At 62.5% G+C, this 23,287-nt stretch carries 24 protein-coding genes; 9 read left to right on the forward strand and 15 right to left on the reverse strand.

All coding sequences use genetic code 11. The annotated features are described in order from the left end of the window. Nucleotides 1-238 precede the first annotated feature (238 nt). Nucleotides 239-1,615, forward strand: a complete 1,377-nt coding sequence (locus tag HP556_RS02610; RefSeq protein WP_175365807.1) for an outer membrane protein — start codon at nt 239-241, stop codon at nt 1,613-1,615. Nucleotides 1,616-1,666: 51 nt separating this feature from the next. Here HP556_RS02610 and HP556_RS02615 read toward each other — a convergent pair whose 3' ends face one another. Continuing rightward, the gene (locus HP556_RS02615; RefSeq protein ID WP_175365808.1) at nt 1,667-3,175 is read right to left on the reverse strand and encodes a glycosyltransferase family 39 protein; all 1,509 of its coding nucleotides are present in this window, start codon (nt 3,173-3,175) and stop codon (nt 1,667-1,669) included. A 7-nt stretch (nt 3,176-3,182) separates the two neighbouring features. Next, nucleotides 3,183-4,316, reverse strand: coding sequence for a glycosyltransferase (locus tag HP556_RS02620; protein ID WP_089264978.1), 1,134 nt, complete (start codon nt 4,314-4,316; stop codon nt 3,183-3,185). Between the two features lie 459 nt (nt 4,317-4,775). Between HP556_RS02620 and HP556_RS02625 the strand changes: the two genes are divergently transcribed. Together HP556_RS02625 and HP556_RS02630 are read left to right on the forward strand one after the other, a co-directional pair. Next, nucleotides 4,776-6,083, forward strand: coding sequence for a M20/M25/M40 family metallo-hydrolase (locus HP556_RS02625; protein ID WP_175365809.1), 1,308 nt, complete (start codon nt 4,776-4,778; stop codon nt 6,081-6,083). A 35-nt stretch (nt 6,084-6,118) separates the two neighbouring features. Further along, nucleotides 6,119-6,922 carry a DUF72 domain-containing protein gene (locus HP556_RS02630; RefSeq protein ID WP_175365810.1) on the forward strand — a complete coding sequence of 268 codons (804 nt, stop codon included), beginning with the start codon at nt 6,119-6,121 and terminating at the stop codon, nt 6,920-6,922. 16 nt (nt 6,923-6,938) lie between these two features. On the opposite strand, the gene HP556_RS02635 is transcribed toward HP556_RS02630, so the two are convergent. Continuing rightward, nucleotides 6,939-7,901, reverse strand: coding sequence for a Bug family tripartite tricarboxylate transporter substrate binding protein (locus tag HP556_RS02635; RefSeq protein ID WP_175365811.1), 963 nt, complete (start codon nt 7,899-7,901; stop codon nt 6,939-6,941). A gap of 145 nt (nt 7,902-8,046) precedes the next feature. Here HP556_RS02635 and HP556_RS02640 point away from each other — a divergent pair, with 145 nt between their 5' ends. Both HP556_RS02640 and bcsS read left to right on the forward strand, forming a co-directional pair. Next, complete coding sequence (locus HP556_RS02640) at nt 8,047-8,511, forward strand: DUF488 domain-containing protein (RefSeq protein WP_175365812.1); 465 nt, start codon at nt 8,047-8,049, stop codon at nt 8,509-8,511. A 193-nt stretch (nt 8,512-8,704) separates the two neighbouring features. Continuing rightward, nucleotides 8,705-9,487: a cellulose biosynthesis protein BcsS gene (gene bcsS, locus HP556_RS02645; protein WP_175365813.1), complete on the forward strand. Its 783-nt coding sequence runs from the start codon at nt 8,705-8,707 to the stop codon at nt 9,485-9,487. 8 nt (nt 9,488-9,495) lie between these two features. On the opposite strand, the gene HP556_RS02650 is transcribed toward bcsS, so the two are convergent. The 10 genes from HP556_RS02650 to HP556_RS02695 form a co-directional block, all read right to left on the reverse strand. Next, nucleotides 9,496-10,818 (reverse strand): adenylate/guanylate cyclase domain-containing protein, encoded by a 1,323-nt coding sequence (locus tag HP556_RS02650; protein ID WP_175365814.1) that lies wholly within the window; start codon nt 10,816-10,818, stop codon nt 9,496-9,498. A 53-nt stretch (nt 10,819-10,871) separates the two neighbouring features. Beyond that, nucleotides 10,872-11,198, reverse strand: coding sequence for a DUF4189 domain-containing protein (locus HP556_RS02655; RefSeq protein ID WP_315844185.1), 327 nt, complete (start codon nt 11,196-11,198; stop codon nt 10,872-10,874). A 155-nt stretch (nt 11,199-11,353) separates the two neighbouring features. Next, the gene (locus HP556_RS02660; protein WP_175365816.1) at nt 11,354-12,958 is read right to left on the reverse strand and encodes an NTP transferase domain-containing protein; all 1,605 of its coding nucleotides are present in this window, start codon (nt 12,956-12,958) and stop codon (nt 11,354-11,356) included. Further along, entirely contained in the window at nt 12,955-13,671 is a 717-nt protein-coding gene (locus HP556_RS02665; protein ID WP_175365817.1) for an XdhC family protein, read from the reverse strand. Before HP556_RS02665 ends, HP556_RS02660 begins: the two co-directional genes overlap by 4 nt. Continuing rightward, entirely contained in the window at nt 13,668-13,997 is a 330-nt protein-coding gene (locus HP556_RS02670) for an XdhC family protein (RefSeq protein ID WP_175365818.1), read from the reverse strand. Before HP556_RS02670 ends, HP556_RS02665 begins: the two co-directional genes overlap by 4 nt. An 11-nt stretch (nt 13,998-14,008) precedes the next feature. After that, entirely contained in the window at nt 14,009-15,211 is a 1,203-nt protein-coding gene (locus HP556_RS02675) for a vWA domain-containing protein (protein WP_420878638.1), read from the reverse strand. Nucleotides 15,212-15,364: 153 nt separating this feature from the next. Next, complete coding sequence (locus HP556_RS02680) at nt 15,365-16,273, reverse strand: AAA family ATPase (protein ID WP_175365819.1); 909 nt, start codon at nt 16,271-16,273, stop codon at nt 15,365-15,367. Between the two features lie 38 nt (nt 16,274-16,311). Then, the gene (locus tag HP556_RS02685; protein ID WP_089264989.1) at nt 16,312-17,118 is read right to left on the reverse strand and encodes an FAD binding domain-containing protein; all 807 of its coding nucleotides are present in this window, start codon (nt 17,116-17,118) and stop codon (nt 16,312-16,314) included. Between the two features lie 46 nt (nt 17,119-17,164). After that, on the reverse strand, nt 17,165-17,650 hold the full coding sequence (locus HP556_RS02690; protein ID WP_089264990.1) for a (2Fe-2S)-binding protein: 486 nt from the start codon (nt 17,648-17,650) through the stop codon (nt 17,165-17,167). A 171-nt stretch (nt 17,651-17,821) separates the two neighbouring features. Further along, on the reverse strand, nt 17,822-18,268 hold the full coding sequence (locus tag HP556_RS02695) for an SRPBCC family protein (RefSeq protein WP_089264991.1): 447 nt from the start codon (nt 18,266-18,268) through the stop codon (nt 17,822-17,824). Nucleotides 18,269-18,478: 210 nt separating this feature from the next. Here HP556_RS02695 and HP556_RS02700 point away from each other — a divergent pair, with 210 nt between their 5' ends. Genes HP556_RS02700 through HP556_RS02710 form a run of 3 tightly spaced genes read left to right on the forward strand, consistent with a single transcriptional unit; the run spans nt 18,479 to nt 21,033 of the window. After that, on the forward strand, nt 18,479-19,828 hold the full coding sequence (locus HP556_RS02700) for a 3-carboxy-cis,cis-muconate cycloisomerase (RefSeq protein WP_175365820.1): 1,350 nt from the start codon (nt 18,479-18,481) through the stop codon (nt 19,826-19,828). 22 nt (nt 19,829-19,850) lie between these two features. After that, a complete protein-coding gene (gene pcaD, locus HP556_RS02705) occupies nt 19,851-20,630 on the forward strand; it encodes a 3-oxoadipate enol-lactonase (RefSeq protein ID WP_175365821.1) in 780 nt (259 codons plus the stop codon). Between the two features lie 13 nt (nt 20,631-20,643). Further along, entirely contained in the window at nt 20,644-21,033 is a 390-nt protein-coding gene (locus HP556_RS02710; RefSeq protein ID WP_175365822.1) for a carboxymuconolactone decarboxylase family protein, read from the forward strand. A gap of 12 nt (nt 21,034-21,045) precedes the next feature. On the opposite strand, the gene HP556_RS02715 is transcribed toward HP556_RS02710, so the two are convergent. Beyond that, nucleotides 21,046-21,657: a hypothetical protein gene (locus HP556_RS02715; RefSeq protein WP_175365823.1), complete on the reverse strand. Its 612-nt coding sequence runs from the start codon at nt 21,655-21,657 to the stop codon at nt 21,046-21,048. A gap of 237 nt (nt 21,658-21,894) precedes the next feature. Further along, nucleotides 21,895-22,047, reverse strand: coding sequence for a hypothetical protein (locus tag HP556_RS02720; protein WP_170849538.1), 153 nt, complete (start codon nt 22,045-22,047; stop codon nt 21,895-21,897). A gap of 318 nt (nt 22,048-22,365) precedes the next feature. Here HP556_RS02720 and HP556_RS02725 point away from each other — a divergent pair, with 318 nt between their 5' ends. After that, the gene (locus HP556_RS02725) at nt 22,366-23,283 is read left to right on the forward strand and encodes an ABC transporter permease subunit (RefSeq protein ID WP_089264995.1); all 918 of its coding nucleotides are present in this window, start codon (nt 22,366-22,368) and stop codon (nt 23,281-23,283) included. Nucleotides 23,284-23,287 lie beyond the last annotated feature (4 nt).

The raw sequence follows: 23,287 nt of genomic DNA on the forward strand, positions 1-23,287 counted from the left end.
ATAAGTCGTTGGCCGGTGGTCGTCGTGTGGTCCCAAGATCGCGTTCCCCAGTAGTACTTCCAGGTGAGACCAAGCGGCGACAGCCGCTCACAATGCGACGCCAAGAGCGCGATCCAGCACAAGTCACGCGCTTACGACCACGACGAGAGCGGTATTTTTATACATGGTCGCTGCCGAAATGACGCGCGAAGCAGCTCCGATTCCTCGAGGGCTGCCAGCGCACCTGCAAGGAAACGACATGAAACAGCTTCTCCTCGGCACCATCGGCATCCTCAGCCTCGGCAATGCCGCCATCGCCGCAGACGTGCCGGCCCGCGCCTATACCAAGGCCTCCGCCATCGATCCCGCCTATAACTGGACCGGCTTTTATGCCGGCGTTCATGCCGGTTACGGTCTCGGCGGGACCGAATGGCAGATCCTGAATATCCGGACCGACGGCGCGCTGGGCGGCATTCAGGCCGGCTACAATCAACAGATCGGCAATCTGCTGCTCGGCATCGAGGCCGACATCAGCTTTAGCGGCATCAAGGGCAATCGCACGGTGAGCGTTCTGAATCAGGCCACCCTGTCCCAGACGTCGCAAATCAACTGGCTATCGACCGTGACCGGACGCGTTGGCTTCGCCAATGGCCGTTGGCTCACTTACGCCAAGGGCGGCTTCGCCTGGGCCAATGAAGATCACGGCTACGACGTTCAGGTTTCGGTGCCGGGGCCGGACCGGCTTACACTGTCCGGCAGCGAGACACGGCGGGGTTGGATCGTCGGCGCCGGCATGGAATATGCGCTTGCCAACAACTGGTCGCTGCGCGGCGAGTATAATTTCATCAGCTTCCCCGACCACGAGTTCGATTTCAGCGGTACGCGGGCCTCCACCGGGCCGATCGTCTCCACGGCTTCGACTAAGCAGACGCTGCATCTCATCAAGCTCGGGGCGAACTACCAGTTCGGCGCTCCCGATACCGCCAAACCGATTCCGCCGCTGCAATACGCACAGTCAGGATTCAATTGGACCGGGCTCTATCTCGGTGCGCAGGCAGGCTACGGATCGGGACACGGCGACTGGCGCGACTACGCGCCCGATGGGAAGTTCTCAATGGCCGGCGGCTTCGGCGGTGGGCAGATCGGCGCCAATATGCAGCTCGGGGTGATCGTCATGGGCGTCGAAGGCGAACTGGTCGGCGGCGATATCGGCGGCGGCACCCGCACCAACTTTGACAACAATCTCGAGATGCGCTCGCGCACCGAATGGCTCGCAATGGCCACCGCACGTATCGGCATGGTGACCAACGAGCGCTGGCTGACCTATCTCAAGGGCGGCGTCGCCCTCGCCGGGGATCATCACGCCATATCACTGTCGTCGGGTCCACAATACGCAAATCTCGACGGATCCCGCCTTCACACCGGTTACGTGGTCGGTGCCGGCGTGGAATACGCCTTCGCACCAAACTGGTCCGTCAAGGCGGAGTACAACTACATCGGCTTTGGCCATGACAAAGCGAGCCTCGAAGGCGTGATCAATGCCCCTCCGATGGTCGGCCCTTATTATCTGAATGCCGATATTGCCCAGACCATGCAGCTCGGCAAGATCGGCGTGAACTATCACTTTGCGCCATAAACGCGACAGCCGACCACCATCGCGCTATCAAGCGCATGGTGGTCGCGCCTCCTAGCGCGGTAACATCTCGGGTGGCGGCGAGCGGTCCAGTACATCGCCTTTCGCGCCTTCCAGCAGATTCAGCTCGACATTCTCCACGACCAGCGGGCCACGTTTGCGTTTGAGGTCAGCCACTTTCTCGATATTCGCAAAAGCCGCCCGCCATTCCGGATTGGCCGCAGCATTTTGCTCACCCACCAGCAAAAGCTTGCCGGACAGCTGCTCGGCACTCGGCTCCGGCATGTTCACCCAGCGAATGCGCTGGGTGCGCTGGAAGACACAGGTCCCCTTCGGCAGATAGAAGGTTAGCCATCCCGTGGTGCCGTAATCGGGCGCCACCACGCACGTGGCCCCGACACGGGCGCGAACCGCCTCGACATCGGCCGCCAGTTCGACGAACCCCACGCCGATGCTGCGTACTGTCGCGTCACGCTTGTAGCCGGATAGCAGACCCGTATTGGCCTGCACCACCAGTGCTGTGAACATGACGACGCCAGTCGGCCCCGCCCAGCGCAGGCAGAAATCCACCGTGCGCTGCTCGCGCGGCTTCCATTGCACGATGGTTGCCGCGACGGCAGCAATGATGGCAAGCGTCGGATAGACTGGCGCGAACCAGTTGGCTTCGACGCGGCTGTGCAGGGCATGCCAGCCGAAATACAGCACGATGACCCAGAACATCGCATTCAGCAACACCCGCGCCGGCCACGCTCCGGGCCTCCGGACGGCCAGGGCATAGAGGCCCATCACGCCGAGAATGAATACCAGCGGTGTCGCGAAGGCGAATTGGGTCGGGATCAACTCGGCGATGAAAGCCGGATTGAAGTGATCAATCCGGGCGCGTCCGAGTTGCTTGATAAAGGACACCCAGCCATGTTCGGCATTCCAGAACAGCACCGGCGAGAACACCGCCAGTGCGACGAGGCCGCCAAGATAGGGCCATGGCGAGATCAGCCAACGCCGCATCTTCGGTACGGCAATGAGCCAGATCAGGATCGCCGGCCCGAAAAACAGCGCGGTATATTTCGACAGCAGCGCTACGCCGACGGCCACGCCCACCGCGAGCCACCACGCGCCCTGCCCGGTGGCCAGCACCTGGGCCAGCGTCAACAACACGAAACTCGAGGCGACCAGCACCGGCGCGTCCGGCGTGACGATCATCAACCCGACCGACGTGATCATCGTCGCATTGAGCAGGATCACCGCCGTCGTCGCGATCCGCTGACCGCCGAACAGCAGTTCGGCCGTGCGATACACCGCCCAGCTCATCGGCAGTGCCAGCAGCACCGAGACAAGCCTGACACCTAAGGCGGTATCGCCCGCGATCATCGTGCCGAGCCGGATCACGACTGCGACCATCGGCGGGTGGTCGTAATAGCCACCAGCCAGATGTTTCGACCACATCCAGTAATAGGCTTCGTCGAAGGTCAGCGGCGTCCATGCTGCTGCTGCCAGCCGCAGCAGCAGCAGACCGACGATGACGGCCGCGGTGCTGCGCACCAGCCGCAGTTCCTGCGCGGTCATCCAGCGATCACCGTTTCCGCCACACGAACAGGCCCGACATCGCGTAGTTCCAGACCACGCCCATCAGCGCGCCGGAAGCACCCGCCAGCCACCAGATCGGCTCCTGGTCGAAGACCGACCAAGCCACGCCGACATTGGCGAGCAGACCCACGCTGCAGACCACGTAGAAGATCGCCAGACCACGCAGGATACCGAAACCTTTCAAACGCTGGTCGCGATAGGTCAGGAAATTGTTGAGCAGGAAGTTGCCGGTCATCGCGCAAAACGCCGCAATGGCCTGCGCCTCTGCGAATGGCGGATCGAAAACTTCCAGCGTGACGAACAACACGGCGAAATGCACGAACAGGCCGATCGAGCCGACCATAGCAAACAGCAGGAAGCGCAGCGACACGGTATCGTTGGTCAGCTTCGCCAGCACCAGGCCCAGGAAGTCGAGCGCCACCATGGAATCGAGCTTGCTTTCACCATGCAGCCGCGAGCCGAATGTGTAGGGTACCTCGATAACGCGCAGATCGCCTTCTGCCGTCGCGACGACATCGAGCAAAATTTTGAAGCCCTGCGTTGAGAGTTTCGGCGCCAATTGTTCGAAGCGATCGCGGCGGATCATGAAGAAGCCGCTCATCGGATCGGCGATCTCGACCTTCAGCACCCGCTGCGCGACCGCGGTCGCGAACTTGCTGGCACCGAGCCGCTGCTGATTGAAACTGTCGGCACTGCCGCCCTCGATATAGCGGCTGCCGATTACCAGTTCGGCAGCGCCACTTTCGATCAGACCGAGCATCTTGCCGAGCTGGGTCTCATCGTGTTGCAAGTCGCCGTCGATCACCGCCGCGCAGGGCGCGCTGGACGCCAGCATACCTTCGATACAGGCGCCGGACAGGCCGCGCCGGCCGATGCGGCGGATGCAGCGGACACGCGAGTCACCCCGCGCCAGCTCACGTACCGCGTCGGCGGTGCCGTCCGGCGAATTGTCGTCGACGAAAATGACTTCCCAGGAAATGCCGACCAGCGCCGCGTCCAGCCGCTGCACCAGGGTGGCGACATTGCCGCGTTCGTTGAAAGTGGGGACGACGACGGACAGCTGCAGCGGAGCGCCCGCCTGCAATATCTGTCCGGGCCCCGGTCTGATGGCTTCGTTCATGGCGCCAGCATATATCTGCCGCGCCGGACCATGCCAAGGCGGACAGGGAACGGCGAGCCCTTAACTGGTGCCGGAACAAGCCATCAGAGGGGGAATGGCCAAAAGTGGCCCAAAAATGCCAACGACCCCGAACAACAGGCGCACGTACATCCGGCGCACCGAGCTATTCAAGGTCGTTCCAGCGCCGGAGCTATGAAGCATCATCGTCGCCGTTGGAAACAAAATAGGGACGCTGGAGACATTCCGCAAGAGGTGTCCCGGGACTGCGTTCAACGCCACATTCCGGCCGCAAACACCGCACCCTGGCACCATTCTGTTGCTGGCGAGCTATAGCCAGTCCTGCGGGTGCCCGCTACCTTGCCCCAGTCAACAGCGGCGCGTTCGCGCGGTTTTCTCGAGGCGGAAGCCCCGCCTGAACCGCGACCACAATCGTCTCCGCGCATGATAATCGGAGGCGCCATGCGACGCTCGCTCGGACCATGCCTATTCGCTGCATCGCTGACGCTGGCATCCTTCGGCACCAGCCATGTCGTCGCGCAGACAATTGATACCGTCACGACGACGCTGCTGTCCGATTCGCGCGTCACGGCTGCGCTCGATGCCATCAAGGCCGACGATGCCCGCACCCTGAAAGAGCAGATCCGGATCACCGAAATTCCCGCGCCTCCGTTCAAGGAGAACCTGCGCGGCAACTACATTCTGTCACGGTTTCAGGAACTGGGCTTCAAGGACGCCGTGATCGACGCCGAGGGCAATGTGACCGCCCGGCGCAAGGGCACCGCCGGAACGCCGAAGCTGGTCATCTCCGCACATCAGGACACTGTCTTTCCCGAGGGGACCGACGTCACGGTGAAGGAAAAGGACGGCGTCTATCTGGCGCCGGGGATCGGTGATGATGCCCGTGGGCTCGCGGCCCTGCTGTCTTTGATGCAGACCCTCAACACGCAGCAGATTGCGACGGTCGGGGACGTCATGTTCGTCGCCAGCGTCGGCGAAGAAGAGCTGGGCAATCTGCGCGGCGTCAAAGCCCTGTTTCGCGACAACAAGGATATCGACGGTTTCATCTCGATCGACGGACTCGGCGTCACGCGCATCGTCAACCAGGGAACGGGAAGCCACCGCTACGAGATGATCTTCAAGGGTCCGGGCGGTCACAGTTTTCAGGAATTCGGCCTGCCGAGCGCGACCCATGCGCTGGGTCGCGCAATCGCGAAAATCTCGGAGCTGCAGACTCCCGCAGATCCGAAAACCACCTTCACGGTCGGAACGGTAAGTGGCGGCACATCCGTCAACGCCATCGCAGCGGAAGCACGCATGACGATCGACATGCGATCGAATTCGACCGAAGAACTGTTGAAACTCGAAGCGAGGCTTCTCGATCAGGTGAAGGACGCAGTGGGTGAAGAAAACAAACGCTGGGGATCGGACAAGATCACTGTCGAGATCAAACTGATTGGCGACCGCCCGGCGGGCGTTGTCGCAGAAGACTCTCCCCTCGTGCAGGCGACCGCGCGTGCCGTGACCGCGCTGACCCGCGCGCCCCATGTCACCTTTGCCGGCTCTAGCACGGACTCCAATCTCGCGATGTCGCTCGGCATCCCTGCGGTGACCATCGGCGGCGGCGGCCAGGGCGGCAACTGGCATTCGCGCAATGAATGGTACAAGCCCGTCGACGCTTATATCGGGCCGCAAAATGCACTGCTGACGATGCTGGTGCTGACCGGCGTGGAGGGCGTAACCAAGCCGGTGCTGCCGGCGCGGCACTGAGTAACACGGCGAATACTGAAAGGATCGGCCTCACAATGGTTGCGAAATCCGGACAAATCCGTATCGGCATCGGCGGTTGGACTTTCGCGCCGTGGCGCGGGGTGTTCTATCCGGAGAAACTCACGCAAGCGAAGGAGCTGAGCTATGCCGCGTCCAAGCTGACCTCGATCGAGATCAACGGGACCTTCTACGGCTCGCAGAAGCCGGAGAGCTTTCGCAAATGGGCGCGCGAGGTGCCGGAGGATTTCGTATTCTCGCTCAAGGGCCCCCGCTTCGCAACCAATCGCCGGGTGCTCGCCGAAGCCGGCGAGAGCGTGAGCCGGTTCTACGATTCCGGCGTGCTTGAACTCGGCGGCAAGCTCGGCCCCGTTCTGTGGCAATTCGCGCCGACCAAGAAATTCGACGAAGCCGATTTCGGGAAGTTTCTCGAATTGTTGCCGACAGAGCTCGGTGGGCGCAAGCTGCGCCATGTGGTCGAGGTCCGCCACGACAGTTTCTGCGTGCCGGCCTTCATTGCGCTGCTACGACAGTTCAAGATCCCCGTGGTATTCTCCGAACACGCCACCTACCCGGCCATTGCCGATGTCACCGGCGACTTCGTCTATCTGCGTTTGCAGAAGGGTGAGGACAGCATCAAGACTGCCTATCCACCGAAGGCGCTGGATGCCTGGGCCAAACGTTTCGAGACCTGGGCCGGCGGCGGCGAGCCAACCGACCTGCCGCGCGTCGACGACGCCAAGATCAAGAAACAGCCACGCGACGTGTTCGCCTATGTCATCCACGAGGCCAAGGTACGCGCACCACACGGTGCCATGGCGTTGATCGAGCGGGTGACGTAGCACCCACGCGCGTTGCTCAATCGAGCTTGATGCCAGCCTCGCGGATCAGTTTTGTCCAAGTCGCGTGTTCTGATGCGATGAAGCCGTCGAGCTTGTCGTCGGGCATATCCCAGGGCTCACCGCCGCTCTTCTCGAACCGCTCCTTCAGATCGGGCAACACCGCCCGAATGTCCTGACGGAGCTTTGCGATCACTGCAGGCGGCGTTTTGGCCGGCACGAAAATGCCCAGCCATGAATCCACATCGAGGCCGGGCACGCCCGCTTCCGCCATGGTCGGAACATCGGGCGCCAGCGGACTCCGCTTCGACGACAGGACCGCGATGCCCCGCACCTGCCCCGTCTGCACATAAGGCAGCCCGGCAGCAATCGAATCGAAGAACAGATCGATACGGCCCGCCAGCAGATCGGCAAAAGCAGGCGGAGATCCCCTGTAAGGCACCTCCTGCAGCTTGACGCCGGCAGACTTCATGAAGGCCGCGGCCACCAATTGCTGGCCGGTCCCGACGCCGGCCGTCGCCACAGTGATCGACCCCGGCTTGTCCAATGCGGCCGCGACGATCTCCTTCGGCGTCTGCTGCGGCAGATCCTTGCGGCCGACCATGATGTAGCCAAACTTGTAGACCAGCGCGACCGGCACGAAATCCTTCAACGGGTCATAGGCGAGCTTGGCGTAAAGTGCGGAGTTGAAGGCCATGTTGGAAAGGCCGCCGACCATCAGCGTATAGCCGTCGGCCTCGCTCTGGGCCGCAGCCTGCGTGCCCACGACGGTGCCCGCTCCTGGCTTGTTCTCGACAAAGAACGCCTGCCCCGTTCGCTTCGCCAGCGCATCGGCGAGATGCCGCCCGACCAGATCGTAGCTGCCGCCGGGCGCGATCGGCACGATAATTCTGACCGGACGATCCGGATATGCGCCTTGCGCCAGAGATGTGGACTGAAACGACACAAGCGCGAGCGCGATTACGCCTAACGCACCAACCATGCGAGCCATCATTCCCCCGGTAATATCGGCCATTGAACTGGCGGAGTTTGTTGAGTTGACTATGTGCCATGTTGCAAATGGGAGCAACGCCTCGCGGCTGGCCGCGACATTGTGCCAATCATTCGTCGATCACGGGGATGCTCACATGGCCCGAAAAGCGCCTCAACTCTTCACCGTCGGTTACGAGCAGACGCCAGCGAAAGCCGTGCTCGATGAACTGCAAAATGCCGGCGTCAAGCTGCTGGTCGATGTGCGTGCCGTCGCCGCGTCGCGGCGGCCGGGTTTCTCCAAGAACCAACTCGCCGCCGGCCTCGACGAGCGCGGCATCGGCTACATCCATCTGCGCGGACTGGGTACGCCCAAGGACGGCCGCGAAGCCGCACGCAGCGGCAAGCTCGCAGCGCTCGAAAAGATCTATATGGCTCATCTCAAGACACCGCAGGCACGGGAGGAGATGGATGAGCTGGCGGCGCTGGTGACGAAGTCCGGACCGGTCTGCATCCTCTGCTACGAGCGCGACCACGAACACTGCCATCGGCGCTGGATCGCCGAGATCATCGAGGAGCGCGAAGGTGCCAAGGTTCAGAACCTGCTGCCGTCGCAGCTTTGAAGCCGCGCGACGATCTCACAGCAGATTTTTTCAGATTATTACTTATCCACACTGGACGTAGGCTTATCCCCAAGATAATCTACCTTAAGTTGTATTTTTATGTTGTGTTTCTGTTGCGTTGGGTGGGGGCTCGATGCGTTGGGGACTGGCGTTACGCGCATTATGCGTTGCAGCGGCCGCATATTCCTGCGGCATGGCCTCGGCTCAGGATGTCGGCGAGATCGATACGACGATCGAGCCGGCATCCGGCTCATCGAGCTTTTGGTCGTCCCTGTTCGACACGCGTATCAAAAAACGGCGCGCCTTCGATTTTCTCTCCGGAGGCATGCCGGACCGCCTGATGTATTTCGGCGGCGTGGACGCGTCGCATTGGAGCCTTGGTGCCTATTTGGGGCTGCAATGGGCTCCCGCCGGCCTTAACAAGGACGGTTTCATTCTGCGTTTCTTTCTGTCGGAAAACCTCGAACGCTACACGACAGGCACGCGCTCAGACTACACCCAGATCAGCCGCGCAGCGATCCTGCCGGGCTACCTCATCCGAAGCGGCAATCTGGAAGTTCAGCTATTGGCTGGCCTCGATATGGAAGCCGACTATTTCTACCACGATCAGCGCCGCTCCCGGCTTCGCGCGATGCTCGGCGCGCGGGGCACGATGGATGTCTGGTGGGAGCCGACACGCGAGCTGATGCTGCAATATGCCATCTCGGGCACGACCATCGATACTGGCTATACCACGCGCATTGCAGCCGGCTGGCGCCTGTTCGATTTGTTCTGGATCGGCCCGGAGGCAGCACTGTCGAACGACTATTTCAGCCAGCAGACCCGGATCGGCGGCCATCTGACTGGCTTGCGCACCGGCCCCTACGAATGGTCATTCGCCGCGGGACACGTGCGGGACAATTTCGAGCGCCAGGGAGTCTATGCGCGCTTCGGCATGGTCATGCGACCGCCCCGCGCGCCATTCTTCGAGAACTGACGCAGCACTCAGCCCAAGCGCCAGATAGCCTGCGGCAGGTCATAGCCGCGGATCGGCACATCGCCGAGCAGCTCCGCATCGCTGCAAGTGTCGCCCAAGGCATCGCGTATGGAAGCAGAGATCAGCAGTTGCGAGCCGAACTGTTTGTTGAGCGCCTCAAGCCGAGCCGCGAAGTTCACGGTATCGCCGATGACGGTGTATTCCTTGCGACGCGGGGAGCCAACGTTGCCGGCAATCACGGCCCCAATATGAAGCCCGATGCCGATGCGCAGGGGCCATTCGCTGTCCTGATTGCTTTGCTCGACAGCTATGAGCATCTCGCGTGCCGCCTGCACGGCGCAATGCGCCGCATTCGGATCCTCAATGGGCGCTCCGAACAGCGCGAGAAATCCGTCACCGAGAAACTTGTTCACGATCCCGGAATGTCGATCCAGCACCTCGACCAATAGAGCAAAGGTCTCGTCGAGCCGATCCACCACCTCGCGGGGCGAATGCACACGGGTCGCTGCGGTAAAGTTACGGATATCGACGAACATCACCGCGACCTGACGCATCTCGGTCGTGGAGTTCGTTCCCGACTCCAGCAACCGCTCCACAACTTGCGGCGAAACATGCTGACCGAACAGATTGGTGACACGATCGCGCGCCGAAGTTGCCGCGATGCTCGCCTCGAACTGGCGACGGAGTTGCAAGCCGACGGCGCCTGCAAGAATACCACAGAGCAGGACCATGGCGCTGCGGATAAGCTGGAACGCAAAATCCGGTGCCGGTTCAGAGGCGAATTGCACCGGATGATACAGCATGGCCAGCGCGAGCATCTGGGCGGCCGCGACAAAGCCGGTAAACGTCGACAGCCAGAAATCGAGCCGAAGCGTGGATAGAATGATGAAGATGAAATAGGACAAAGGCGCCGCAAATGCCAACGCCGCCGCCGGCCCCATCCAGCCCATATGGAGATGCAGTGCGGCCGTCGGAATGCTGGTCTCGATGAGTGCGCTCAGATAGCGCCGCCCCTGCGCAATATCCTGCCCTGCAGCGATGCGCTGATTGACCTTGTAAAGAACGAAGAACTCGAACAGCAGCAGCGGGCCCGTGATCATAAAAGACGATTTAAGATCGAACTGGCCATTGGATATGCGCGCGAAGCTCGACGGCGCCAGCAGATAGGCGATGGACAGCGACAGCGTCACGATCACCACGGTGCCAATGACCGTCTTGACCCGCAACCGTTCGGTCAACAGCATCTCGCGGCTCAGCGCCTTGCGAAATTCGCGAACGGACGGATCGGCGTCGGCGGCAGACTTCAGAAGTGTCCGGAAAAATTGAATCATTACAGCAGTCTAGCTGCCGCAGGCGCATTGAACGAGATATTTGTCGGGGAGCTCTAGCCCTTGGCGTCGCAGGCCCAGGCGCGGATAACGCATTCCTTACCGCCGTAGTCATAGCATTTCTTGGTCGCCTGATTCAGCGAACTCGAAATACGGGGCGCCACGGCATAGCCGTGTGCGCCGCAGGGATTCTTCATATCCACGGCGAAGGCTGCACAGGCACGGTTCATCGTTACGGTCGTGCATTCGCCCTTGCACTGCTTTTTAGCGGCCGCCAGCGCCGCCCCCTGCGCCGGATAGTCGAAGGCCTGGCCATAGGCACCGCACTTGCCCACGGCGAGGGCGCCAGCGGCCGAAGCCACGTCCATGGCACCGACGCTCATCAACAAGGCAACGGCGAGAATCGCGCGACGACGCGCGGCAACAAACAGTGACAATTTCCCCTCCCCCGAGGTCGATCGAGGCAGACGCTAAAGGAAGGGCGTTTCAACTTGGTGAACGAAAGTGCAATGCGGCGGCCCGCCGCATGCGCCATGCGTTAGCCGCTCCGCGCGTCTTCCAGCGCCTGCGGTGTATCGATATCGAGGAAGGCGCCGTGGCCTTCCACGGCCACATCGGCCACGGCTTCGGCGTGCTTCATGATCAGGTGCCGCGCGCCGATATCGCCGTCCAGCGTCATCAACTCATTGAAGAAGCGCCGAGACCACAACACGGGATTACCGCGCCGGCCGTCGCTTACAGGGACGACGATGAGGTTGCCGCGATCCGGCGCGAAGGCTTCGATCAACCGGTCGATCAAGCCGGCATCGATCAGCGGCATGTCGCCAAGACAAACCGCAGCTCCATTGGCATCGGCCGGGACTGCCGCGATGCCGGCTTTCACCGAACTGGCAAGGCCATCGGCAAAATTAGGGTTGTAGACGAACGTGACTTTGAGTCCGGCCAGCGCCTTCTCGACCTCTGGCGCCTGATGACCTGTCACCACCGTCACGCTGGACGCCTTCGATGCGATCGCCTGTTCGGCGACTATCCGGACCAATGCCTTGCCGTTGAGTTCGGCGAGCAACTTGTTCGGCCCCCCCATCCGGGTCGAACGGCCGGCGGCCAGAATAACGGCGGCGACGTTGCTGTTGCCATCGCTGCCGACAGGCACGCGCGGTTGCGGCCGGGTGACGATTTCCATCAGCAAACCGCCGACGCCCATGCCTGTGAGATCCGAACGCGTGACCTTGAGGCCTGCCAGCAGCCGCATCAACACCCAATCGAAGCCGTTCTCGACTGGGGAGCGCGCACAGCCCGGCGCACCCAGCACCGGCACGTTGCCGGCCCTGCCGATCAGCAACAGATTGCCGGGATCGACCGGCATGCCGAAATGCTCGATGGCGCCGCCGATTTGCTCGATCGCCGACGGGATGACGTCGCGGCGGTCGGCAATGGCCGAGGCGCCGAACACGATCACCAGTTCGGCGCCCAGCTTCAGCAATTCCTGAATTGTCTTCGCCAGCACTATCTCATCATGCGGCACGCGGCGCTCAGCGACGATCTTCGCACCGGCAGGCGCAAGGCGCTCTTCGGTCACACGCAGCGTCTTGTCGATCACCTTCGGCGACAGCCCCGGCAACAGCGTCGAGACGATGCCGACTTTCTTGACCGTGTAAGGCGCGATCCGCATCGCGCCGCCCGAGGCAGCCTGGACGGCCGCGTCGCGCAGCGTACCGGCGACGCCGAAAGGGATCAGCTTGACGGTCGCAATCATCTCGCCTTCCACCACCGGCTTGTAGGCCGCCAGCGTTGCAAAGGTGATCGCTTCATCGACGGCATTGATGCGATCGACGATGGCGCGATCGACGACCAGCACACCCGGCGTCCCCGCAAACAGGTTGGCGCGGCCCGTGAAGGCGCGCTCAACATTGACGCCCTCGCCCGCCACTGCCTGCGCGATGCTCGCGGCTGCGACGTCCTCGGACACGTCGCCCTCTTCGAGACGTACGACGACCACGTCCTTGACGCCCGCGCCGGTCAGCGCGGCGACTTCATCGGGACCGATAGTGGTGCCCTTCTTGAGAACGAGCGAACCCTGACGCAGTGTGTGGACGGTCACGCCGCCAAGTGCATCCGCCGGACTGGCGGGACCGAACTTCATGGGTTGCTCACTTTGGACAATTCCGCGGGTATCGTCTTGGGCATACGCAGTTCGGCGGTGATCTCGGCCATGATCGAAACCGCGATCTCCGATGGCGAAACAGCACCGATATTGAGACCGATCGGCGCCTTGATCCGCGCGAAGTCAGCCTCGCTGACGCCCTGCGCCTTCAGCCGATCGCCACGCTTGGCGTGAGTCTTTCGCGAACCGAGCGCGCCGATATAAAAGCAGTTCTTCTCGAACGCGTGCAGCAGCGCCGGATCGTCAATCTTCGGATCATGGGTCACGGCGACGAAGGCTGTGTAGTGATCGATGTGGAGGCCCGGCAGCGCCTCATCCGGCCATTCGGCGATCAGCTTCACGTCCGGGAAACGCTCGGGGCTGGCAAAGGCCGTGCGCGGATCGACCACGGTGACGTCGTAATCCAGCGACCGCGCCAGCGGCGCCAGCGCCTGGCTGATATGGACGGCACCGATGATCACGAGGCGCGCGGTCGGCGCGTAGACATTGAGGAACAGCTTCTTGCCGTCCACCTCGACCATCGCGCTCTTGCCCATGCGGAGCTGCTTCTCGAGCTCGGCATGCAGCGGATCGGCGCCGAAATCGGCAGCCTTCACCAGGCGTTGTGTTCCATCGGATATATCGGTGATCAAAATAACGGGGCGTCGAGCGGCGCGTTCCGTGTTCAGGGTGGCAAGTGTCTCGGCCTTCACGACTGGGCTACCTTCTCGACGAACACACGAATGGTGCCGCCGCAGGACAGGCCGACATTCCACGCGGTCTCATCAGCCACGCCGAATTCGAGCAATTTGGGCTCGCCACTCGCAATCACATCGAGCGCCTCGGTGACCACGGCGCCTTCAACGCAACCGCCGGAGACCGAGCCCAGGAACGTGCCGTCGTCATTGATGACGAGATTCGAGCCTGCGGGACGCGGCGCCGAACCCCAGGTCTCAACCACGGTGGCCAGCGCCACGCCGTGTCCGGCCTTCTGCCACGCTTCCGCGGCCTGCAGGATGTCTTCATCGCGATTGAGCATGGAAGCCTCTCTTAAGCTGCGGGCCGGATCAGGCTGCGGTGATGGACCGGGGGCGCCGATGACAGCGCCTTAATCAGTCCGTCGATCGAACTCAAATTATGCACCGGGCGGAATTCGTCAACGTGCGGGAGCATCATTTTGATGCCCTGTGCTTTCGGCTCGAAGCCGTCGAAGCGCAATAGCGGGTTGAGCCAGATCAGCCGCCGGCAGGAGCGATGCAGCCGGTCCATCTCGAAGGCCAGTTGGGAATCCGCCTCCCGCTCCAAACCGTCGGAAATTAGCAGCACGATGGCGCCCTGGCCGAGTACGCGGCGTCCCCAGAGCTTGTTGAAGTTGTGCAGCGACGCGGAAATGCGCGTGCCGCCGGCCCAGTCTTCCACCGAGGCCGAGCACGAGGCCAGCGCCTCATCGGGATCACGCGACCGCAGCGCCCGCGTCACATTGGTCAGCCTTGTGCCAAACAGAAAAACCGAGACGCGCTTGCGGGCGTCCGTAATGGCATGAAGGAAGTGCAGGAACAGCCGGGTATATTCACTCATCGAGCCGGAGATATCGAGCAATGCGACAATCGGCGCCGGCTTGTCGATCAGGCCTAGCCTGCGGATATCGATGATGTCGCCGCCGGTGCGCAGGCTACCGCGCAGCGTGCGCCGCAGATCGAGCCGCGCGCCGTGCTTGTCCGGCTGGGTGCGGCGCGTGCGCAGTTCAGCTTGCGGCAGCCGCATATTGGCGATAGCGCGCGTGACCTCGGCGATCTCCGCTGCGCTCATCTGCGCAAAATCCTTCTTCTGCAGCACTTCGCGGTCGGAGACCGAGAGCCTGATCTCCTGCTCCTGCGGCGCCTCTCGCTCTGTGCCCTGCGCCGGCTGCGCCATCGCCTCCTGCACGCGGCGCGAGGCCGGCGGCGGCTTGCGCTTGGCATCGTCGGGCAGCGGCACCGAATCCAGCATCTGCTTCCATTCGTCGGCGGCGCGGAAGAACAGATCGAAGGCCTGGGCAAACACCAACGCGTGCTCGTGGCGTTTGACGAAGATCGCTTCCAGAGTCGTGAATACGTCGGCGCGCTTGCCGATCTCGATCATCTGCAACGCATTGAGCGCATCGATCACCGCCCCCGGCCCGACCGGAAGCCCGGCGGCGCGGAGCGCACGCGCAAAGCCGATGACATTATCTGCCATCTGGCCAGTCGGTGGGTTGAGATGGTCGATGGGCAATCCAAACTCCGTCGTTCCGGGCGGGCGCGCCACTTGCGCGACCGAACCTCAGCCACTCCAATTGGAGTGGTGGGGAACCTCGATGTGTTCAACTACTTCGGGATTCCGGGTTCGCGTTCGGCTATCGCCGCCCGCGCCCCGGAATGACGAGTGTCAATCGCTCGTCGCTTCCTTGATCACCTTCGCCAGCGCATCGCCCTGCATGCGCTGGATGTCGTCCTGATACTTCAACAGCGCGCCCAGCGTATCGCCCACCACCTGCGGCGTCAGCGAGCGGGCGTCGAGTTCGGTCAGCGCGGTCGCCCAGTCCAGAGTCTCGGCGACGCCCGGCGATTTGTAGAAATCCTGGTCGCGCAGTGCCTGCACGAATCTCACCACCTGCTGCGAGAGCTTTGCGGAGATGCCCGGCACCCGCGACTTGACGATAGCGAGTTCGCGCTCGGCGTTCGGATAGTCGACCCAGTGATACAGACAGCGCCGCTTCAGCGCGTCGTGAATCTCGCGGGTGCGGTTCGATGTGACGATGACGATGGGCGGCGACGGCGCCTTGACCGTGCCGAGCTCGGGGATCGTCACCTGGAAGTCGCTGAGGATCTCGAGAAGATAGGCTTCAAACGCCTCGTCTGCGCGATCGAGTTCGTCGATCAGGAGCACCGGCGCGCCGTTGACGTCCGGCTCCAGCGCCTGCAGCAGCGGACGCTTGATCAGGTAGCGCTCGGCGAAGATGTCGCTGGCCAGCTGATCGCGGTCGGTATCGCCGGCGGCTTCCGCCAGACGGATCGCGATCATCTGCGACGCGCTGTTCCACTCATAGACCGCGGAGGATACGTCGAGGCCTTCATAGCACTGCAGCCGGATCAGCTTGCGGCCGAGTGCTGCCGACAGCACCTTGGCAATCTCGGTCTTGCCGACGCCGGCCTCGCCTTCGAGAAACAGCGGCCGGCCCATTTTCAGCGACAGATAGGTGACCGTCGCCAGCGAACGCTCGGCGAGATAGCCGCGCGATGTCAGCAATTCCAGCATGCCATCGACGGAAGTGGGGAGCGCCGATGGCTTAGTCATGAGAGAACCAATCCGGAAAAGTGCGGACCTGACAAATATCAGGCCCGGTTGTTGGCAGCTTCGACCGCACGCTTGGCCAGCACGCCGATCAGATGCGCCCGATATTCGGCGCTGCCATGGAGATCGCTGTTGAGGCCTTCGGCCGGCACCGTAAGCCCGTCCAGCGCCTTTGGCGAGAACCGCTTCTGCAACGCAGCCTCGAACTCCTCGACGCGGAACACACCATCCGAGCCCGCACCGGTGACGGTGACGCGCACGCCCGAGGGCAGACGCGCCACGAACACCCCGACCAGCGCGTAGCGCGAGGCCTGGTTGCGGAACTTGATATAGGCGGCCTTCTTCGGCACGGGGAAGGAGACCTTGGTAATGATCTCGTCGGCCTCCAGCGCGGTCGTGAACAAGCCCTGGAAAAATTCTTCCGGCTTCAGCTTGCGCTTGTTGGTGGTGATGGTGGCACCGAGGGCCATCACGGCTGCGGGATAGTCCGCGGTCGGATCGTTATTGGCGAGCGAACCACCTATGGTGCCCTTGTGGCGCACAGCGGGATCGCCGATCAGGCCGGCGAGTTCGGCCAGTGCCGGAATGGCTTCGCCAACGATCGGTGACGCCGCGACAGCGGCATGCTTGGCGAGCGCGCCGATCACCAGCGAACGCCCCTTCATCTCGATGCCGTCGACACCCTCGATATGCGAGAGATCGATGATATGCGGCGGTGCCGCCAAACGCTGCTTCATGACCGGCACCAGCGTGTGACCGCCGGCAATCAGCTTGGCGTCTTCGTTCTTGATGAGGAGATTGGCGGCCTGCCGCACGGTCGACGGACGATGATATTTGAATTCGTACATGGGTGGGGATCCCTGATTCGCGGTGCGCGATTATCGTTATGCGTCGTTATGCGAGATCGGACTTCGCCATCGCCTTGGCGCCGGCTGCGATCGACGCCACGATGTTCTGATAACCGGTGCAGCGACAGAGATTGCCTTCGAGTTCTTCGCGGATCAGGTGATCACTGAGATCATGTCCCTTGCGATGCACGAGGTCCACCGCGGTCATGATCATGCCGGGAGTGCAGAAGCCGCACTGCAGGCCGTGATGCTCGCGAAACGCCTCCTGCATCGGATGCAGCGGCGCGCCATCGGCGGCGAGACCTTCGATGGTCTTCACCTCGTGGCCATCGGCCATGACAGCGAGCGTGGTGCAGGACTTCACGGCCTTGCCGTCGAGATGCACAACGCAGGCGCCGCATTGCGACGTGTCGCAACCCACATGGGTGCCGGTGAGCCGCAGATTCTCACGCAGAAACTGCACCAGCAATGTGCGCGGATCGATATTGCCGGTGACGGGATTGCCGTTCACGATCATCGAGATTTTGGCCATATGCACTCTCTTGGTCCGCGTCCCATTGCGTGGCGACACGGTCATTAAAATCATTCCAAATGCATAATATGGCCCATCCCGGCAATGAGCAACCTCAAGTCGGGACGGTCTCTGATGCGTTTTCCTGCGGTATCAAGCACACTTGATCACCGCTATCGGACGCTCCGGGCCTTAGCCCTGCACAGCCTTGGCGAAGTTCGCGAAGAACTCGTCGGCGATCTTCTTGGCCGAGCCGTTGATCAGGCGCTGACCGAGCTGGGCCAACTTGCCGCCGATCTGGGCTTCTACATTGTAGGTCAGGAGCGTGCCGCCATCCTTGTCGGTCAGGCCGACGACAGCGCCGCCCTTGGCAAAGCCGGCCACGCCGCCCTCACCTTCACCGGTGATCTTGTAGCCGTTGGGCGGATCGAGATCACTCAGCGTGACCTTGCCCTTGAAGCGCGCGGAGACCGGGCCGACCTTGATCTTGGCCGTGGCGCGGAAGCCGCCCTCCTCGGTGGTCTCGAGCTCTTCGCAGCCCGGGATGCAGGCCTTCAGCACTGCGGGGTCGTTGAGCTTTCCCCATACCACTTCGCGGGGCGCGGCAAGCTGGACTTCACCGCTCATCGTCATGGCCATGGGTCTGTCTCCTGAATTTGTCGCCGTCCGGAATAGAGGCTGTCATCCCCAAGGGATTGAACCCTCAATCCCAAGTAATGCACGGACGGCGCAAAGGAAAGACCGTCCGGCGAGATGGGGCGATGCCTATTCGCAGTGCAACAGGCGACGGCGACAAGAAGATTGCGGGGGATTGGCAGACTCTCGCCGGAATGGTTAGGTCCCGCACAGATGAGCACGTCCCTGTCCCCTCTGCTGGCACCCTTGTTGTCGAGCCGCGCGATGCGTGCGGTTTGCGATGATACCGCCCATTTGCAGCATATGCTGGACTTCGAAGCCGCACTGGCGCGGGCCGAGGCCGCAGTCGGGGTGATTCCCGCCAGCGCGGTGACGGCCATCGAGGCCGCCTGCAAAGCCGACCAATTCGATCTGGCTGCCCTGGCCGATGCAGCCACGCGTTCCGGCAATCTCGCCATCCCGCTGGTCAAGACGCTCACCGCCAAAGTGGCGAAGGCCGATACCGAGGCTGCGCGCTACGTGCATTGGGGCGCCACCAGTCAGGACGTCATCGACAGCGCCACCATGCTCGGCCTGCGCGCCGCCATTGACTCTCTGCTCGCGGATCTCGACCGCGCCATCGCCGGCTTTGCAGCCCTTGCGGTCAAGCACCGCAACACCGCTGTGGTCGCCCGCACCTGGCTGCAGCACGCGCTGCCGATGCCATTCGGGCTGAAGCTCGCCGAATATGCCTCGGCACTGCACCGCTCGCGCCTGCGCCTGAAGCGATTGCGCGCCGAAGGCCTCGCACTGCAATTTGGCGGCGCCGCCGGCACGCTTGCTGCGCTCGGCGACAAGGGGCTCGTCGTTGCAGAGCAACTCGCCAAGGAATTGCAGCTGCCGCTGCCCGATGCGCCATGGCACACCCATCGCGACCGTATCGCCGAAGTGGCTTCCGTGCTGGCGATCCTGTCCGGCAGTTGCGGCAAGATCGCCCGTGACGTCTCGCTGATGATGCAGACCGATGTCGGCGAGGCGTTCGAGCCCTCTGGCGAAGGCCGAGGCGGCTCCTCGACAATGCCGCACAAGCGCAACCCCGTGGCATCAGCCTCTGCGCTTGGCGCCGCGACCATGGCGCCGAATCTCGCCGCAACGATCTTTGCCGCTCAGATCCAGGATCACGAACGCAGTGCCGGACCGTGGCACGCGGAATGGCCGACCCTGCCGACGCTGTTGCTGGTGACATCGGGCGCTCTCGCCGCCGTCGTCGACATCGCCGAAGGGCTCGAGGTCGATGCCGAGCGGATGCTGCTGAACCTCGATACGACCCACGGACTCATCATGGCGGAGGCCGTGACCTTTGCGCTCGCCGAAAAGCTCGGCAAGAGCGACGCCCATCATCTGGTCGAAGCCGCCACCAAGCGCGCCGTTGCCGAGAAGAAACATCTGCGCGATGTGCTCACGGCCGATCCCAAGGTCAGCGCGCAGCTCAACGCTGCCGCCATCGCCAAACTGTTCGAGCCGATGGATTATCAGGGCGTCTCGCAGGCCCTGATCGACCGCCAGCTCGCCTCACTCCGTTAAGAAGAAACTCGGGAGACACACCATGCCCATGATCGACGCCGACGGCTGCCTGCTGAATGTCTCCGTGGAGGGCCGCGACAGCGGGCCGACGCTGATGATGTCGAATTCGCTTGGCTGCACCATGGCGATGTGGGAGCCGCAGATGCCGGCGCTGACAAAGCTGTTTCGCGTGATCCGCTACGATCGGCGCGGCCACGGCAAGTCCGGCATGAACGGCCCGACCTCGATGGAACGCTACGGCAAGGACGTGCTGGCGATCCTCGACGACCTCAATATCGATAAGGTCCATTGGTGCGGGTTGTCGATGGGTGGCATGGTCGGCCAGTGGTTAGGCGCCCACGCGCCTGAGCGGTTCAACAAGATCATCCTGGCCAACACCAGCTGCTACTATCCGGATCCGACCAACTGGCACAACCGCATCAAGGCGGTGCGCGAGGGTGGCCTCAAAGCGGTGGCCGACGCCGTCATCGGCGGCTGGCTCACTGCCGACTTCCGCGAGCGCGAGCCCGAGACCACCGCGAAGATGAAGGCGATGCTGATCGCCTCACCGGTCGAAGGCTATCTTGCTGCCTGCGAGGCGCTGAGCACGCTCGATCAGCGCGCGCTGCTGCCCAAGATCAAAAGCCCGACGCTGGTGATCGCCGGCCGTCAAGACAACGCAACACCGGTTGCGGCTGGTGAACTGATCCGCAGCAACATCCCCGGCGCGAGCATGACGCTCCTGGACGCTGCACACATCTCGAACGTCGAACAGCCCTACGCCTTCACCGACGCCGTAGTCGGCTTCCTGACGCAGCGCTGAACGGAGACCTAAGATGGACGAGCAACAGCGCGCCGCCGACGGCACCGCAAAACGCCGCAAGGTTCTCGGCAATGCCTGGGTCGACAAATCGGCCGCCGGCAAGAACGCATTCAATGCGGATTTTCTCGACCTGATCAGCCGCTACGCCTGGGGCGAGATCTGGACGCGGCCGCATTTCGACGACCGCACGCGCCGCGTATTGGTGATCGGCACCATGCTCGCGCTCGGCCAGTGGGACGAATTTCGCATGCATGTGCGCGCCGCCCTCACCGAAGGCGGCTTCACACCGGACGACATCAAGGAAATCCTGCTACAGCAGGCGATCTATTGCGGCGTCCCGGCGGCCAATCACGCCACCAAGGAAGCCGGAGCGATCATTAAGGAGCTCGGGCTCGCCATTTAGGCGACCTTTTAGTTAGGCGACCTTCTGCAAAAGCTGCACGTCGTTAGCTGCCTTGCCCGGCTGCCCGGGATCAAGCTCCTGCGCCGCCGCGCGACGCAGCGGCGGCTCGATCGCCATCAACACCGCGGTGCCCAGCAGCAACAGCAATTCTGTGATGTGCAGCCGCATCGCAGCGATCTCGCCGACTTTCGATGCCATGATCATACTGGCGAACGAGATCACGCCGCCGATACCGAGCGCCATCATCAACGCCTCATCGCAGCCGCCCGTCTTGCGGATTTTCGGCCGTGTGATGAACACCAAGAATACCATGAAGAAAGCAACCACCGTCAGCTTGCCGACGGCGAGCAGCCACGCATAGCGCACCGTGCCCATGCTGGAAAATTGCATGTAGTCGCTGAGAAACAGCGCCAGTGAAATATTGGGGCGCTCATAGAAGCCCTGGATCGGCGAGACCATGATGCGGAACGCGAAGATCGTCCAGGTCGGGATGAAATAGCAGGCGATCAGCGCGCCCGTGAACGTGCTGATCCGCCAAGTCTGAAACGTACCGGTCTGAAACGTGCCAGTCCGGAGGGTTCCACCCTGATGGGCTCCGGTCTGGTCTGTGCTGCTCTGATCCATCACGTCGTCCACCGCTCTGCCGGCGACTCGCAGGAGTCGCACGCCTGCACCGACGTAACGCCCGTTCAATCAGACGGACAATGTAAACCAATTGGTAACCTTAATTCGAAAATTGCCGGGATAACGGCGGGGGAATACGATCGGGACTTGCCAAACGAAAAGCCCCGCCTTTCGGCGGGGCCTTCCACATGGGTCGCTGAGAACGACCCAAACCTCAATTGATGTCTGCCTGACGGCCTATCTCTGGCCCTGCCGGCCCGGGTCCTGCTCGTGGTCGGGCTTCATTCCACCGCCCTGCTGCTGACCGGGCTTCTGGCCCTGCTGCCCCGGGTTCTGGCTCTGCTGGCCTGGCTTCTGCTGACCGGGCTTTTGCTGGTTCTGATTGGACATTCTTCAATCTCCTGTGTTGAACCATTCAACGCCCGACAACGTGCAGCCCCGATCTTCGTTTCGGTTCCCGCGTGATGATTGCAAGGCCGTTGCGCGGCGCAACTGTGACACCGGAACAGCCGCAAATAAGGCGCGGATTTGTGTGCGCTGCGGCGCAAGCGAACGGACGCCAATCGCCGCGAAAAACAGCATGTACAGGCTACTTTAGCCGCACCAGCCCCTGTTGCCGCCTCCAATGGCCGCTGTTAGAAAACGATACAACGACGCAATGATCCGGCTGCCGGATCATGGTGGCGCCTCACTCGAATTCGGCAGCGCATGGATTATTTCGCCCAGCAACTGATCAACGGTCTCGTGCTCGGCTCCATCTATGGCCTGATCGCGATCGGCTACACGATGGTCTACGGCATCGTCGGCATGATCAATTTCGCCCATGGCGATATCTTCATGATCGGCGGCTTCATCGCGCTGATCACTTTTCTCATCCTGGTGTCGATCGGCCTTACCGCGGTGCCGGTGATCCTGCTGCTGGTGCTCCTGGTCTCGATGGCCATCACCTCGCTCTATGGCTGGACCATCGAGCGCATCGCCTACCGTCCCCTGCGCCATTCCTTCCGCCTAGCGCCGATGCTGTCAGCGATCGGCATGTCTTTTGTGCTGACCAATTTCTCGCAGGTCGCACAGGGCGCCCGCGTCAAGCCGGTGCCACCGATCATCACCGGCGGCTACACACTGCATGAAGGCGCCGACGGTTTCGCCGTACGCTTGTCCAACATCCAGATCATCGTCGTCATCACCACCATCGTGCTGCTGGCGCTGTTCACCTGGCTGGTCGCGCGCACGCGCCTCGGCCGCGACATGCGCGCCTGCGAGCAGGACCAGACCATGGCCTCGCTGCTCGGCGTCGATGTGGACCGCACCATCTCCATGACCTTCGTGATCGGCGCAGCCTTGGCTGCGGTCGCGGGCATGATGTACCTGCTCTATTACGGCCTCGTGGATTTCTTCATGGGCTTCGTCGCCGGCATCAAGGCCTTCACGGCCGCCGTGCTCGGCGGCATCGGCTCGCTACCTGGCGCCATGCTCGGCGGCTTGCTGATCGGCCTGATCGAGACATTGTGGGCCGCCTACTTCTCCACCGAATACAAAGATGTCGCCGCCTTTTCGATTCTGATCGTGGTGCTGATCTTCCTGCCGACCGGCCTGCTCGGCCGTCCCGAAGTCGAAAAAGTCTGACGGG

Origin of the sequence: Tardiphaga robiniae (genome assembly GCF_013359755.1) — a bacterium.
Classification (GTDB): domain Bacteria; phylum Pseudomonadota; class Alphaproteobacteria; order Rhizobiales; family Xanthobacteraceae; genus Tardiphaga; species Tardiphaga robiniae.

Excerpts from the sequence above, each read along its gene's own strand:
- HP556_RS02610 (WP_175365807.1), top strand. The coding sequence starts at position 239 with ATGAAACAGCTTCTCCTCGGCACCATCGGCATCCTCAGCCTCGGCAAT.
- HP556_RS02615 (WP_175365808.1), bottom strand. The coding sequence starts at position 3,175 with ATGACCGCGCAGGAACTGCGGCTGGTGCGCAGCACCGCGGCCGTCATC.
- HP556_RS02620 (WP_089264978.1), bottom strand. The coding sequence starts at position 4,316 with ATGAACGAAGCCATCAGACCGGGGCCCGGACAGATATTGCAGGCGGGC.
- HP556_RS02625 (WP_175365809.1), top strand. The coding sequence starts at position 4,776 with ATGCGACGCTCGCTCGGACCATGCCTATTCGCTGCATCGCTGACGCTG.
- HP556_RS02630 (WP_175365810.1), top strand. The coding sequence starts at position 6,119 with ATGGTTGCGAAATCCGGACAAATCCGTATCGGCATCGGCGGTTGGACT.
- HP556_RS02635 (WP_175365811.1), bottom strand. The coding sequence starts at position 7,901 with ATGGTTGGTGCGTTAGGCGTAATCGCGCTCGCGCTTGTGTCGTTTCAG.
- HP556_RS02640 (WP_175365812.1), top strand. The coding sequence starts at position 8,047 with ATGGCCCGAAAAGCGCCTCAACTCTTCACCGTCGGTTACGAGCAGACG.
- bcsS (WP_175365813.1), top strand. The coding sequence starts at position 8,705 with ATGGCCTCGGCTCAGGATGTCGGCGAGATCGATACGACGATCGAGCCG.
- HP556_RS02650 (WP_175365814.1), bottom strand. The coding sequence starts at position 10,818 with ATGATTCAATTTTTCCGGACACTTCTGAAGTCTGCCGCCGACGCCGAT.
- HP556_RS02655 (WP_315844185.1), bottom strand. The coding sequence starts at position 11,198 with ATGAGCGTCGGTGCCATGGACGTGGCTTCGGCCGCTGGCGCCCTCGCC.
- HP556_RS02660 (WP_175365816.1), bottom strand. The coding sequence starts at position 12,958 with ATGAAGTTCGGTCCCGCCAGTCCGGCGGATGCACTTGGCGGCGTGACC.
- HP556_RS02670 (WP_175365818.1), bottom strand. The coding sequence starts at position 13,997 with ATGCTCAATCGCGATGAAGACATCCTGCAGGCCGCGGAAGCGTGGCAG.
- HP556_RS02680 (WP_175365819.1), bottom strand. The coding sequence starts at position 16,273 with ATGACTAAGCCATCGGCGCTCCCCACTTCCGTCGATGGCATGCTGGAA.
- HP556_RS02685 (WP_089264989.1), bottom strand. The coding sequence starts at position 17,118 with ATGTACGAATTCAAATATCATCGTCCGTCGACCGTGCGGCAGGCCGCC.
- HP556_RS02690 (WP_089264990.1), bottom strand. The coding sequence starts at position 17,650 with ATGGCCAAAATCTCGATGATCGTGAACGGCAATCCCGTCACCGGCAAT.
- HP556_RS02695 (WP_089264991.1), bottom strand. The coding sequence starts at position 18,268 with ATGGCCATGACGATGAGCGGTGAAGTCCAGCTTGCCGCGCCCCGCGAA.
- HP556_RS02700 (WP_175365820.1), top strand. The coding sequence starts at position 18,479 with ATGAGCACGTCCCTGTCCCCTCTGCTGGCACCCTTGTTGTCGAGCCGC.
- pcaD (WP_175365821.1), top strand. The coding sequence starts at position 19,851 with ATGCCCATGATCGACGCCGACGGCTGCCTGCTGAATGTCTCCGTGGAG.
- HP556_RS02710 (WP_175365822.1), top strand. The coding sequence starts at position 20,644 with ATGGACGAGCAACAGCGCGCCGCCGACGGCACCGCAAAACGCCGCAAG.
- HP556_RS02715 (WP_175365823.1), bottom strand. The coding sequence starts at position 21,657 with ATGGATCAGAGCAGCACAGACCAGACCGGAGCCCATCAGGGTGGAACC.
- HP556_RS02720 (WP_170849538.1), bottom strand. The coding sequence starts at position 22,047 with ATGTCCAATCAGAACCAGCAAAAGCCCGGTCAGCAGAAGCCAGGCCAG.
- HP556_RS02725 (WP_089264995.1), top strand. The coding sequence starts at position 22,366 with ATGGATTATTTCGCCCAGCAACTGATCAACGGTCTCGTGCTCGGCTCC.